At 71.8% G+C, this 11,777-nt stretch carries 13 protein-coding genes; 8 read left to right on the forward strand and 5 right to left on the reverse strand.

The genetic code is table 11. The features are described 5' to 3' along the window. Positions 1–249 precede the first annotated feature (249 nt). Positions 250–702, forward strand: coding sequence for a DUF192 domain-containing protein (locus tag VFQ84_RS07700; RefSeq protein ID WP_414637013.1), 453 nt, complete (start codon positions 250–252; stop codon positions 700–702). A gap of 31 nt (positions 703–733) precedes the next feature. Continuing rightward, positions 734–1,579, forward strand: coding sequence for a SirB1 family protein (locus tag VFQ84_RS07705; RefSeq protein ID WP_325130910.1), 846 nt, complete (start codon positions 734–736; stop codon positions 1,577–1,579). Between the two features lie 16 nt (positions 1,580–1,595). Here the strand turns inward: VFQ84_RS07705 and VFQ84_RS07710 are convergent, their stop codons facing one another. Continuing rightward, positions 1,596–1,787 (reverse strand): rubredoxin, encoded by a 192-nt coding sequence (locus tag VFQ84_RS07710; protein WP_325130885.1) that lies wholly within the window; start codon positions 1,785–1,787, stop codon positions 1,596–1,598. 57 nt (positions 1,788–1,844) lie between these two features. Here VFQ84_RS07710 and thiE point away from each other — a divergent pair, with 57 nt between their 5' ends. The 5 genes from thiE to VFQ84_RS07735 are packed head-to-tail and all read left to right on the forward strand — an operon-like array spanning position 1,845 to position 6,384. Beyond that, positions 1,845–2,489, forward strand: a complete 645-nt coding sequence (gene thiE, locus VFQ84_RS07715) for a thiamine phosphate synthase (RefSeq protein WP_325130890.1) — start codon at positions 1,845–1,847, stop codon at positions 2,487–2,489. 4 nt (positions 2,490–2,493) lie between these two features. Further along, on the forward strand, positions 2,494–3,786 hold the full coding sequence (gene hemL, locus VFQ84_RS07720; RefSeq protein WP_325130892.1) for a glutamate-1-semialdehyde 2,1-aminomutase: 1,293 nt from the start codon (positions 2,494–2,496) through the stop codon (positions 3,784–3,786). Next, on the forward strand, positions 3,783–4,406 hold the full coding sequence (locus tag VFQ84_RS07725) for an HAD-IA family hydrolase (protein ID WP_325130894.1): 624 nt from the start codon (positions 3,783–3,785) through the stop codon (positions 4,404–4,406). Before hemL ends, VFQ84_RS07725 begins: the two co-directional genes overlap by 4 nt. After that, positions 4,403–5,536, forward strand: a complete 1,134-nt coding sequence (locus VFQ84_RS07730; protein WP_325130896.1) for an aminotransferase class I/II-fold pyridoxal phosphate-dependent enzyme — start codon at positions 4,403–4,405, stop codon at positions 5,534–5,536. Before VFQ84_RS07725 ends, VFQ84_RS07730 begins: the two co-directional genes overlap by 4 nt. Next, complete coding sequence (locus VFQ84_RS07735; protein ID WP_325130898.1) at positions 5,533–6,384, forward strand: ion transporter; 852 nt, start codon at positions 5,533–5,535, stop codon at positions 6,382–6,384. The genes VFQ84_RS07730 and VFQ84_RS07735 overlap by 4 nt, the downstream gene beginning before the upstream one ends. 1 nt (position 6,385) lies before the next feature. Here the strand turns inward: VFQ84_RS07735 and VFQ84_RS07740 are convergent, their stop codons facing one another. Further along, positions 6,386–6,805: a VOC family protein gene (locus tag VFQ84_RS07740; protein WP_325130900.1), complete on the reverse strand. Its 420-nt coding sequence runs from the start codon at positions 6,803–6,805 to the stop codon at positions 6,386–6,388. Continuing rightward, entirely contained in the window at positions 6,802–7,650 is an 849-nt protein-coding gene (locus VFQ84_RS07745) for an NAD(P)-dependent oxidoreductase (protein ID WP_325130902.1), read from the reverse strand. The genes VFQ84_RS07740 and VFQ84_RS07745 overlap by 4 nt, the downstream gene beginning before the upstream one ends. A gap of 67 nt (positions 7,651–7,717) precedes the next feature. On the opposite strand from VFQ84_RS07745, the gene VFQ84_RS07750 reads away from it, so the two are divergent. Continuing rightward, a complete protein-coding gene (locus VFQ84_RS07750) occupies positions 7,718–9,721 on the forward strand; it encodes a bifunctional DedA family/phosphatase PAP2 family protein (RefSeq protein WP_325130904.1) in 2,004 nt (667 codons plus the stop codon). A 6-nt stretch (positions 9,722–9,727) separates the two neighbouring features. Here the strand turns inward: VFQ84_RS07750 and VFQ84_RS07755 are convergent, their stop codons facing one another. Beyond that, entirely contained in the window at positions 9,728–10,324 is a 597-nt protein-coding gene (locus VFQ84_RS07755) for an LON peptidase substrate-binding domain-containing protein (protein WP_325130906.1), read from the reverse strand. After that, positions 10,321–11,679 (reverse strand): UDP-N-acetylmuramate:L-alanyl-gamma-D-glutamyl-meso-diaminopimelate ligase, encoded by a 1,359-nt coding sequence (gene mpl / locus VFQ84_RS07760; protein ID WP_325130908.1) that lies wholly within the window; start codon positions 11,677–11,679, stop codon positions 10,321–10,323. The genes VFQ84_RS07755 and mpl overlap by 4 nt, the downstream gene beginning before the upstream one ends. Positions 11,680–11,777: the final 98 nt, after the last annotated feature.

Below are 11,777 nucleotides of genomic sequence, written 5' to 3' on the forward strand. Positions count from 1 at the left end.
GCCGCGTCCCAAGGCGTTTCGCTCAAGGGAGCCGCACATTATAGAGCAGTTTCCAAGGCCGTCAATACCCTCAACCGACCTTTTTTCCGCCCCCCCGTCCCGATCCGGATGACCGGGGCGGTGAAGGGCCGCGAAGAATAGATGAAGCCCGCGGGTTTGGGAAGCCCCCGCTTCGCTTGACAGGTCGGACGGGCATCCCCGAACGTCGGGACATCACCCCTGGAGTCCGCCATGCCCCGTTTCCGCCTCGTGATTTGCCTGCCGTTGCTGGCGCTGCTGCTGGCGCCGCTCCTGGGCTGCGCCGCCGGCGGCCGGCCCTGGGTCGAACTGCGCGGGCAGCGGTTCAACGTGGAGATCGCCGACGCCGAGGCCGAGCGCAACCGCGGCCTGATGTTCCGCGACCAGATGGCACCGACGGCGGGCATGCTGTTCGTGTACGACGCCGAGCGCCCGCTCGCCTTCTGGATGAAGAACACGCGCATTCCGCTGGACATCCTCTACTTCGACGCCGAGCGCCGGCTGGTGTCGGCGCGCACGGGCGTGCCGCCCTGCTCGCTCGGCGATCGCTGCCCGCCGTATCCCAGCACCGCGCCGGCGCTGTACGTGCTCGAACTCAATGCCGGCACCGCCGCCCGCCTGGGCGTCACCGAGGGCGACGAACTGGTGTTCGGCCCGGGCATCCCGGAGCGCGGCGCACCTTGATTCATTGCAGGAGGGCAACCACATGGGTGGCATGACCAACTCGCATCCCCTGCCGGACTGGAACACCCTCGCCAAGCTCGGCGACGACGAGCTGCCGCTGCTCGACACCGCCCTGCTGATCGCGCGCGACGAGTACCCGGACCTCGACGCCGCCGGCTACGCCGCGCAGGTCGACACCTACGCCGCCGCGCTGCGGCCGCAGCTCGAGCAGGACATCGACCTGCCCGCGCGGCTGACCGCGATCAACCGCTACCTGTTCGAAGAGATCGGCTTCGCCGGCAACAACGTGCAGTACGACGATCCGCGCAACAGCTACATGAACCAGGTCGTGGACCGGAAGCTGGGCATCCCGATCTCGCTGGCGGTGATCCAGATGGAAGTGACGCGACGCCTGGGCATGCCGCTCGACGGCATCTCCTTCCCGGGCCATTTCCTGGTGCGCCTGCCGGTGGACGACGGCATCCTGGTGCTCGACCCCTACAACAAGGGTCGCCCGGTCAGCGCCGAAGAGCTGCGCGAACGTGCCTCGCCACACCTGGGCGGCCAGGCACCCGACGACCAGCAGCTGCTGCAGATCCTGGCCCCGGCGTCGCACCGCATGATCCTGATGCGCATGCTGCGCAACCTGAAGGGGCTGTACCTGGAGCGCGGCGACTGGGAACGCGTGGCGCGCAGCGCCGACCGCCTGCTCAAGCTGTCGCCCGACACCGCGGAAGCGCTGCGCGACCGCGGGCTGGCCTATCGCGAGCTGGGCTATGCCAAGGGGGCCCGCGAAGACCTCGCGCGCTACCTGCAGCTGCTGCCCGAAGCCGAGGACCTGGACGCCGTGCGCACGGCCCTGATCGAACTGGGCAGCAGCGGCGCCCGCCTGAACTGACCGATCGCCGACCGGCTCAGCCGGCCGGCACCATTTCGAAATCGTCCTTGGTCACGCCGCAATCCGGGCAGACCCAGGTATCCGGGATGTCTTCCCAGCGCGTGCCCGGCGCGATGCCCTCGTCCGGCAGGCCGTCGGCCTCGCTGTACATGAAGCCACAGACGACGCACATCCAGGTGCGGTAGGCGGCGGTGGTGCTCGTGCTCATTTCATTCTCGCGACTCGGGGACGGCTATCATTCTCGCACCATGCGCAGCGCCCTGAAATGAACGCCCCGTCAAGCTGGCCGCGCCGCGGCCTGTACCTGCTGACGCCGGACGAAGCCGACACGGCCCGGCTGCTGGCCCGGGTGTTGCCGGCACTGGCCGCCGGCCCGGCGCTGCTGCAGTACCGCAACAAGCTCGCGACCCCGGCCCGCAGGCGCGAACAGCTCCGGGAGCTGCTGCCCGCCTGCCGGGCACTGGGCATCCCGCTGCTGGTCAACGACGACTGGCGCCTGGCCGCCGAACTCGGCGCCGACGGCGCCCACCTGGGCCAGGACGACGGCTCGCTCGCCGAGGCCCGTGCGGCGCTGGGGCCCGCGGCCCTGCTCGGCGCGTCCTGCTACGACCAGCTCGCCCTGGCCGAACGCGCGGCCGCGGCCGGCGCCAGCTACGTCGCCTTCGGCGCCTTCTTCGCCTCTGGCACCAAGCCCCTGGCCCGCCGCGCCGGCCTGCCCCTGCTGGCCGAAAGCGCCGCCCTGGGGCTGCCGCGGGTGGCCATCGGCGGCATCACCCCGGACAATGCCGCCAGCCTGGTGGCCGCCGGCGCCGACCTGCTGGCCGTCATTGGCGGCGTCTTCGACCCGCCCGACCCTGCCGCCGCCGTGCGCGCCTACCGGCGCGCCTTCGACCCTCCTTCCAACGAGTGAATCCATGAACACCGCGACCAGCCACGACCTCTTCACCCGCGCCCTCGACCTGATGCCCGGTGGCGTCAACTCGCCGGTGCGCGCCTTCAAGTCGGTCGGCGGCGAGCCCTTCTTCGCCAAGCGCGCCGAGGGCGCCTACCTGATCGACGTCGACGGCAACCGCTACGTCGACTACATCGGCAGCTGGGGCCCGATGATCGCCGGCCACGCGCACCCGGCGGTGCTCGAGGCGGTGTCGCGCACGATGGTCGACGGCCTCAGCTTCGGCGTGCCCAATGCGCTGGAAGTGACCATGGCCGACACGGTGCGCAGGCTGGTGCCGTCGATGGAAATGATGCGCATGGTGAACTCGGGCACCGAGGCCACCCTGTCGGCGATCCGCCTCGCGCGCGGCGCCACCGGCCGCACCCGCATCGTCAAGTTCGAGGGCTGCTACCACGGCCACGGCGACAGCTTCCTGGTCAAGGCCGGCTCCGGCGCGCTCACCTTCGGCCTGCCCAATTCGCCGGGCGTGCCCAAGGCCCTGGCCGACCTCACGCTCACCCTGCCCTACAACGACGTCGAGGCCGCGACCCAGCTGTTCGACGAGGTCGGCGGCGAGATCGCCGGCGTGATCGTCGAGCCGATCGTCGGCAACGCCAACTGCATCCTGCCGCGCGAAGGCTACCTGCAGCACCTGCGCGCGCTGTGCACGAAGCACGGCGCGGTGCTGATCTTCGACGAGGTGATGACCGGCTTCCGCGTCGCGCTCGGCGGCGCCCAGGCGCGCTACGGCGTCACGCCCGACCTGAGCACCTTCGGCAAGATCATCGGCGGCGGCATGCCGGTCGGCGCCTACGGCGGCCGCAGGGAGCTGATGCAGCAGATCGCGCCGGCCGGCCCGATCTACCAGGCCGGCACGCTCAGCGGCAATCCGGTGGCGATGGCCGCCGGCCTGGCCACGCTGGGGCTGGTGCAGGCGCCCGGCTTCCACGAGAAGCTCGAGGCCAACACCCACGTGCTCTGCGACGGCCTGGAGGCGGCCGCGCGCGAGGCCGGCGTCGCCGTCACCACCACCCGCACCTGCGGCATGTTCGGCCTGTACTTCAGCGACCGCCCGGTGGAAACCTTCGAGGACGCGATGGCCAGCGACGCCGGCGCGTTCAAGCGCTTCTTCCACGCCATGCTCAAGCGCGGCGTGTACTTCGCGCCGTCGGCGTTCGAAGCCGGCTTCCTGTCGTCGGCGCACGGGGAGGCCGAGCTGTCGCACACCTTCGAAGCCGCGCGCGAGGCCTTCCGCGAGCTCGCCGCGGGATGAGCCGCCCGGCGCTGGTGCTGTTCGACCTCGACGACGTGCTGGTCGGCTACGACCACGCGCGCCGGCTGGCGACGCTGGCCGAACGCACCGGCACCACGCCCAAGGTCGCGCACCGCGCCCTGTTCACCGCCGGCGTGGAGAAGGCCGCCGACCAGGGCGTGCTGGACATCCCCGGGACACTGGCGGCGCTCGCGCGCGAACTGGGCGCGCCGGTGACGCTGGACGACTGGATCGCGGCCCGCGCCGACGCGATGTCGGCGCGCCCCGAAGTGCTGGCGCTGGCCCGGGCCACCGCCGAAGTAGCCGAGGTGGCGATCCTGACCAACAACGGGCTGCTGCTGCGCGACCACCTCGAGCAAATGCATCCGCCCCTGTTCCCGCTGTTCCGGGACCGGATCTACTGCTCGGCGCAGTTCGGCCGCAGCAAGCCCGACCCGGCGATCTATCGCGACTGCCTGGCGGCGCTGGGCGTCGCCCCGGCCGACGCCCTGTTCATCGACGACAAGGTCGCCAACGCCAACGGCGCCCGCGCCGCCGGCCTGAAGGCGCACCATTACACCGGCAGCTCGAGCCTGCGCTCGGCGCTCGCCACCCACCGCTTGCTGGAGCCGTCCGCATGACCCGCATCGAAACCCTGGCCGTACACGCTGGCGGCGAACCCGACCGCGAGACCGGCGCGATCGCGCCGCCGATCCACCTCGCCACCACCTTCCAGCACGGCCCGGCCGGGGAACGCCGCGCCGGCTACGAATACCAGCGCGAACAGAACCCGACCCAGGACCGCCTGGAAACGGTGCTGGCGGCGATGGAAGGCGGCGCCGCCGCACTGGCCTATGGCTCCGGCATGGCGGCCATGAACGGCCTGCTGGAGTCGCTGCCCGCCGGCAGCCATTTCCTGTACCCGCGCGACTGCTACACCGGCCTGCGCAGCCTGGCGAACGAGTTCCTGCCCGAGCGCGGCGTCACCGCCACCGCGGTGGACCTGGCCGACCTCGACGCCGTGCGCGCCGCGCTGCGGCCGGAGACCCGGCTAGTCTGGGCCGAAACGCCCTCGAACCCGCGGCTCGAGGTCACCGACATCGCCGCGCTGTCGGCCCTCACCCGCGCCCACGGCGCACTGCTGGCCTGCGACAACACCTTCGCGACGCCGGTGCTGCAGCGGCCGCTGGCGCTGGGCGCCGACGTGGTGATGCACTCCACCACCAAGTACCTGGGCGGCCACAGCGACGTGATGGGCGGCGCCCTGGTGTTCGCCAGGGCCGACGACCTGCACGCGCGCGTCGCCCACCGCCGCCACGTCACCGGCAACATCCTGGCGCCGTTCAGCGCCTGGCTGATCCTGCGCGGCGCGCGCTCGCTGCCCGCGCGCCTGGCCTGGCACTGCCGCAACGCGCAGGCGCTGGCGGAATGCCTGGCCGCGCACCCCGCGGTGTCGGCGGTGCACTACCCGGGGCTGCCCGGCCATCGCCACCACGCGGTCGCCGCGCGCCAGATGTCCGGCTTCGGCGGCATGCTCAGCTTCCAGCTCAAGGGCGGCCGCGAGGCCGCGCTGCGCGTTGCCGGCGCCCTGGCGCTGGCGATCAACGCGACCTCGCTCGGTGGCCCGGAGACCCTGGTCGAGCACCGCGCCTCGGTGGAAGGCGCGAACCCGCACACGGCCCAGGACCTGCTGCGCGTGTCGGTGGGCCTGGAGCATCCGGACGACCTGCTGGCCGACTTCACCCAGGCCCTGGACGCCGCCGGCCGATGACGGCGCCCCGCCCCGCCGGCCAGGGCTTCGGCCCCGCCACCGAACACGGCTGGCGCGCGCGCTGGTTCCACATCATCTTCCACCACGAAGCCGGCGCCTCGCGGCGCTTCGACCTGCTGCTGATCGTGGCGATCATCGCCAGCGTCATCGTCGTGGTCCTCGACAGCGTGGCCGGCCTGCATGCGCGCTTCGGCCCCTGGTTCTACGCGCTGGAGTGGGGCTTCACGCTGCTGTTCACCGCCGAGTACGCGGCGCGCCTGGCCGTGGTCAAGCACCCGCTGCGCTACGCCCGCAGCTTCTATGGCGTGATCGACCTGCTGTCGATCCTGCCCACCTACCTGTCGCTGGTGCTGCCCGGCAGCCAGGCGCTGCTGGTGGTGCGCATCCTGCGCATCCTGCGGATCTTCCGCGTGCTCAAGCTGATGGAGTACACCGAGGCCGGCGGCATGCTGGTCGGCGCCCTGTACCGCTCGCGCCGCAAGATCACCGTCTTCCTGCTGGCGGTGCTGACCCTGGTGGTGATCTTCGGCGCGGCCATGCACGTGATCGAAGGGCCGGAGAACGGGTTCACCAGCATCCCGCTCTCGATGTACTGGGCCATCGTGACGATGGCCACGGTCGGCTTCGGCGACATCACGCCGCTGACGCCGCTGGGCCGCTTCGTCACGTCGGTGCTGATCCTGATCGGCTACGGCATCATCGCCGTGCCCACCGGCATCTACACCGCCGAGCTGGCCGCCGGGCTGCGCGAGCGCCGCAAGGTCGACTGCCCCGGCTGCGGGCTGGGTGAACACGAACCCGACGCCGGCCACTGCCGGCGCTGCGGCGACGCGCTGCCGCCGGCCTGAGTCACCACTGGCCGGTGTTGGCCATCGACGCCCAGGGCTCGGCCGGCGCCAGCGCCTCGCCCTTCTGCAGCAGCTCGATCGAGATCAGGTCCGGCGAACGCACGAAGGCCATGCGACCGTCGCGCGGCGGGCGGTTGATGACCACGCCGTGGGCCTGCAGGCGCTCACAGGCCGCGTAGATGTCGTCGACCTCGAAGGCCAGGTGGCCGAAGTTGCGGGCCGAGCCGTAGTCCTCGTCGTCGTAGTTGTAGGTCAGCTCGACCTCCACGTCCGGGTTGGCCGGCGCCGCCAGGTACAGCAGGGTGAATCGGCCCTGCGGGTAGTCGCGGCGGCGCGTTTCCACCAGGCCCAGGGCGTCGCGGAAGAAGGCGACGGAGGCGTCCAGGTCGCGGACCCGGACCATGGCATGCAGGTATCTCATCGGCGCAGGGCCTCCTCGAGTTCGGGATCGTCCAGGAAGAAATCGGGCAGCAGCGGCCGCGTCGGGTCGACCGCGTAGCCCGAGAAGTCGGTGACGCCGGCCTCGCGCAGCACCGCCTCGTCGACAAGGAACTGGCCGTTGAGCTCGCGCGACGGCCGGACCAGGATGGCGTGGGCGGCGTCGGCCATGATCGCCGGCGTGCGACCGGCCTCGGACAGGGCGCCCGGGATCATCTTCAGCGCATCGGTGGCGATCACGGTGCGCGGCCACAGCGCGTTCACCGCCACGCCCTGCGGGCCGAACTCGGCGGCCAGCCCCAGCGTGACGAAGCTCATGCCCATCTTCGCCAGCGTGTAGCCGGTGTGCGGGCCCCACCATTTCGGGTCGAGGGTGATCGGCGGCGCCAGGGTCAGGATATGCGGGTTGGCGGCCTTGAGCAGGTGCGGCAGGCAGTGCTGGGCGCACAGGAAGCTGCCGCGGCTGTTGACCTGCTGCATCAGGTCGAAGCGCTTCATCGGCGTTTCCAGCGCGCCCTTGAGCCAGATCGCGCTGGCGTTGTTGACCAGGATGTCGATGCCGCCGAAGCGCGCGACCGTCGCGGCGACCGCGGCCTGCACCTGGTCCTCTTCACGGATGTCGCACTGCAGGGCCAGGCCCTGGCCGCCGGCCGCCTCCACCGCGGCCGCGGCGGTGTGGATGGTGCCGGGCAGCTTGGGATTGGGCACGCCGGACTTGGCGGCGATGGCCACGTTGGCGCCGTCCCGGGCCGCGCGCAGGGCGATGGCCAGGCCGATGCCGCGCGAGGCGCCGGTGATGAAGAGGGTCTTGCCGCGGAGGTCGGACATGGATGACTCCTGAACTTTGGTCGCAGTGTAAACCGGGGGACGCGATGGCCGGCCTATAATCCCGGCCATGGATTCCGCCCGCCTGGACGCCCTCGTCACCTGGATCGGCCAAAACCCGATCGCGGCGGGCCTGGTCATCTTCCTCATCGCCTTCGGCGACGCCCTGGTCATCGTCGGCGTGGCCATCCCGGCGGTGCCGCTGCTGTTCGCCGTCGGCACCCTGGTCGGGCTCGGCCACGTGGACGGCGCCTACGCCCTGGCCTGCGCCACCCTCGGCGCCTTCGTCGGCGACGGCATCAGCTACTGGGTCGGGCATCGCTACGGGCCGCAGCTGCGCCAGCGCTGGCCGTTCTACAAGCACCCGCAGTGGCTCGAGCGCGGCGAGACCACCTTCAAGCGCCACGGCATGAAGTCGATCGTGATGGCCCGCTACATCGGCGCCATCCGGCCCTTCGTGCCCGCCATCGCCGGCATGCTGAAGATGAAGCTGCGCCAGTACGTGCCGGCCAGCGCCTTCGCCGCCGCGGTGTGGTCGGCGACCTTCCTGGCGCCGGGCTGGGTGTTCGGCACCTCGCTCGACCTGGTCGCGGCCGTCGCCGGCCGGCTGGCGGTGGTGCTGGCGGTGGTGCTGGTGCTGGTGGCGGCGATCTGGGCCGGCGTGTTCTACAGCTGGCGCTGGCTGGGTGCGCACACCACCGGGATGATCGAGCGGGCGCTGGCCTGGTCGCACCGGCACCCGGTGCTGGGCAAGTATTCCGAGGCGCTGATCGACCCGAACCGGCCCGAATCGGCCTCGCTGCTGCTGCTGGGCGTTGTGCTGCTGGCCGCGGGCTGGGGCTTCTTCCAGCTGCTGATCTCGGTCGGCGGCGGCAGCGCGCCGTCGCAGCTGGACATGACGGTGCACCACCTGATGTTCGGCCTGAGGAATCCCCTGGCCGACGCGGCCATGGCCTTCCTGGCCACGCTGGGCGATCCGGTGGTGCTGACGCCGGCGGTGCTGGGCGTGTTCGCCTGGCTGCTGTGGCGCCGGCGGCACGTCGCGGCCTGGCACTGGCTGGCGGCGCCGGCCTTCGCCCTGGTGCTCACCTGGTTCCTGGGCTACCTGCTGGACATGCCCAAGCCGCCGGCCTCGACCGCGGTGATGGGCTTCAGCTTCCCCTCGGCCACGGTGACGATGGCGACGGTGGTTTACGGGTTCTTCGCGGTGCTGATCGCGCGCGAACTGCCGGGGCGCCGCCGCGCCTGGCCCTACGTGGTGGCGGCGCTGGCGGTGGCCCTGCTCGGCTTCTCGCGGCTGTATTTGGGCGCGCACTGGCTCAGCGACGTGCTGGCCGGGATCCTGCTGGGCCTGCTGTGGATCGCCGCGCTGGGCATCGCCTACCGGCGCCGCGTGGTGCGCTCGTTCTGGGTGCGGCCAACGGCCACGATCTTCTTCACCGCCATCCTCGGCATGGCGATCTGGCACGGCAGCCGCAGCGCCGACGCGCTGCTGGTGCGCTTCGATCCGCCGCTGGTGCCGGAACAGGTCGGCGGCGAGGCGTGGTGGCGCACCGGCTGGCAGCAGCAGCTGCCGGCGCGCCGCAACGAACTGCACGGCCGCGACGCCTGGCCGCTGAACGTACAGCTGGCCGGCCCGCTGGATTCGGTGCGCGCGCGCCTGCTGCTGTCGGGCTGGGAGAACTACCGCACCGGGGGCTGGACCGGCCTGCTGCAGACGATGGACAAGGACGTCACGCCGCGCGCGCTGCCGGTGCTGCCGGCCACCCACCAGGGCCGCGCCGAGGCGCTGGTGATGGTGCGGCGGGGCGCGAACCCCGGCGAGATGAAGGTGCTGCGCCTGTGGGCCACGCCGCTGCGCCTGCAGCCGGGGCGCGAGCGGGTGTGGATCGGCACCGTGCAGACCCTGCGCTTCACCCGGCGCATCGATTTCTTCAGCTATTGGCAGGCGCAGCCGGGCGAGGATGCCCTGCTCGACAGCCTGCGCGATGACCTGCGCGGGCTGGATTCCGCGCTGGACGCGCGCGCGGACGACGGCCAGCGCGTGTTGCGGCTGCGGCCGCCGACGCGCTGAGGCGCGCTATTCGGGCTGGAAGTCGGGCAGCCGGCCGACCAGCCACTGCAGGCGCGCGTGCGGGTCGTCGAGCTGCAGCAGCTGCTGGCGCTCCGGCGACGCCAGCGGCAGCCACTCCGCCAGTCGCCAGGCCACGTGCGCGGCGTCGGCCAGGTCGCCCTTGCCGACGCCGTCGTGTTCGATGCCGGCCTTGTCCAGGATGCGCGCCAGCAGCACCGACAGCAGCGCGTGTTCGTCGCGCAGCGGCGCCGGGCCCGGCTCGGGCTTCCAGGTGACCTCGCCGTGGATCAGGCCGTCGTCGCGCACGCGGGTGCGCTCGACGTGGAAGCGGCGCCGGCCTTCGACCGTGATGCCCAGCAGGCCGTCGTCGGTCATGGCGAAATCCACGATCACCGCCTCGGTGCCCAGCGCGGCCGGGATCGCCGGTTCGCCGGCCTCGCGGCCGTCGAGGATCAGGCAGATGCCGAAGCCCTCGCCGCTGCGCGCGCTGCGCTTGACCAGGTCGAGGTAGCGCGGCTCGAAGATCCGCAGCGACAGCTGGCCGCCCGGGAACAGCACGGTGGACAGCGGGAACAGCGGCAGCTCGGTGGTGTCCACGCTCAACCGGCCAGCGCGGCCAGGAAGCGCCGCGGTGCGCCTTCGAAGCCACCGTTGGACATGAACACGACGTGGTCGCCCGGCTGTGCGCGGGTCGCCAGCGCGGCAACCAGCGCGTCGACATCCGGCACGGCCTCGCCCTCGCCGCGCAGCGCCGACACCACCTTGCCCGCGTCCCAGGCCAGCTCCGGGCGATGCAGGAACACCACGGCATCGGCCTGCGCCAGCGAGGGCGCGATCTCGGCCGCGTGCGCGCCCAGTCGCATGGAATTGCTGCGCGGCTCCATCGCCACCAGGATGCGCGCGTCGCCGACGCGCGCGCGCAGGCCTTCGAGCGTGGTGCGGATCGCGGTCGGATGGTGCGCGAAGTCGTCGTACACGGTGATTCCGCGCGCTTCGCCCAGCTTCTCCATGCGGCGCTTCACGCTCACGAAGTCGGCCAGCGCCGGGATCGCGCGCGACAGGTCGGCGCCCACCGCGTTCGCGGCGGCGATCGCGGCCAGGCCGTTCATCACGCTGTGCCGGCCCGACAGCGACCAGCGCACGGTGCCGACCACGGCGCCCCGGTGCAGCACGTCGAAGTGCGAGCCGTCGGCCGCGTGCAGGCGCGCGGTCCAATCGAAGTCACCGTCCAGGCCAAAGCGCTCCACCGGCGTCCAGCAGCCCATGTCCAGCACCTGCTGCAGGCTGGCTTCCTCGCCGTTGACGATCAGTCGGCCGCGCCCGGGCACGATGCGCACCAGGTGGTGGAACTGGCGCTGGATCGCGGCCAGGTCCGGGAAGATGTCGGCGTGGTCGAACTCGAGGTTGTTGAGGATCGCCACCGTCGGCCGGTAGTGCACGAACTTGCTGCGCTTGTCGAAGAAGGCGGTGTCGTACTCGTCGGCCTCGACCACGAACTCACGGCCGCGGCCGATGCGGGCCGAGACGCCGAAGTTCTCCGGCACGCCGCCGACCAGGAAGCCGGGGTCGCGGCCGGCGGCTTCCAGCAGCCAGGCCAGGATCGAGGTGGTGGTGGTCTTGCCGTGGGTGCCGGCCACGGCCAGCGTTTCGCGGCCGGGCAGGACGTGTTCGCTCAGCCACTGGGCGCCGGAGGTGTACTTCAGGCCGGCGTCGAGCACGTGCTCAACCGCGGGGTTGCCGCGCGACAGCGCATTGCCCACCACCACCACGTCGGTGTCGGCGGCCAGGTGCGCGGGCGAGTAGCCCGAGGCCAGCGTGATGCCCAGCGCTTCGAGCTGGGTGGACATGGGTGGGTAGACGTTCTGGTCGGAGCCGTCGACCGCGTGGCCCAGCTCGCGCGCGAGCGCGGCGACGCCGCCCATGAAGGTGCCGCAGATGCCGAGGATGTGCAGTTTCATGCGTGCGATGCGCGGGCCGCGGCGAACCGCGGCGGCGCTCAGCCGATGTCGGGCGTCGGCGCCAGCACTTCGATGATGCGCTGGAGCACCGCGTCCAT

It is taken from the genome of Arenimonas sp. (assembly GCF_035721105.1).
Lineage (GTDB): Bacteria > Pseudomonadota > Gammaproteobacteria > Xanthomonadales > Xanthomonadaceae > Arenimonas.

What these genes read in the sequence shown, in the direction of transcription:
- VFQ84_RS07705 (WP_325130910.1), top strand. Translation starts at nt 734, where the DNA reads ATGACCAACTCGCATCCCCTGCCGGACTGGAACACCCTCGCCAAGCTC.
- VFQ84_RS07710 (WP_325130885.1), bottom strand. Translation starts at nt 1,787, where the DNA reads ATGAGCACGAGCACCACCGCCGCCTACCGCACCTGGATGTGCGTCGTC.
- thiE (WP_325130890.1), top strand. Translation starts at nt 1,845, where the DNA reads ATGAACGCCCCGTCAAGCTGGCCGCGCCGCGGCCTGTACCTGCTGACG.
- hemL (WP_325130892.1), top strand. Translation starts at nt 2,494, where the DNA reads ATGAACACCGCGACCAGCCACGACCTCTTCACCCGCGCCCTCGACCTG.
- VFQ84_RS07725 (WP_325130894.1), top strand. Translation starts at nt 3,783, where the DNA reads ATGAGCCGCCCGGCGCTGGTGCTGTTCGACCTCGACGACGTGCTGGTC.
- VFQ84_RS07730 (WP_325130896.1), top strand. Translation starts at nt 4,403, where the DNA reads ATGACCCGCATCGAAACCCTGGCCGTACACGCTGGCGGCGAACCCGAC.
- VFQ84_RS07735 (WP_325130898.1), top strand. Translation starts at nt 5,533, where the DNA reads ATGACGGCGCCCCGCCCCGCCGGCCAGGGCTTCGGCCCCGCCACCGAA.
- VFQ84_RS07740 (WP_325130900.1), bottom strand. Translation starts at nt 6,805, where the DNA reads ATGAGATACCTGCATGCCATGGTCCGGGTCCGCGACCTGGACGCCTCC.
- VFQ84_RS07745 (WP_325130902.1), bottom strand. Translation starts at nt 7,650, where the DNA reads ATGTCCGACCTCCGCGGCAAGACCCTCTTCATCACCGGCGCCTCGCGC.
- VFQ84_RS07750 (WP_325130904.1), top strand. Translation starts at nt 7,718, where the DNA reads ATGGATTCCGCCCGCCTGGACGCCCTCGTCACCTGGATCGGCCAAAAC.
- mpl (WP_325130908.1), bottom strand. Translation starts at nt 11,679, where the DNA reads ATGAAACTGCACATCCTCGGCATCTGCGGCACCTTCATGGGCGGCGTC.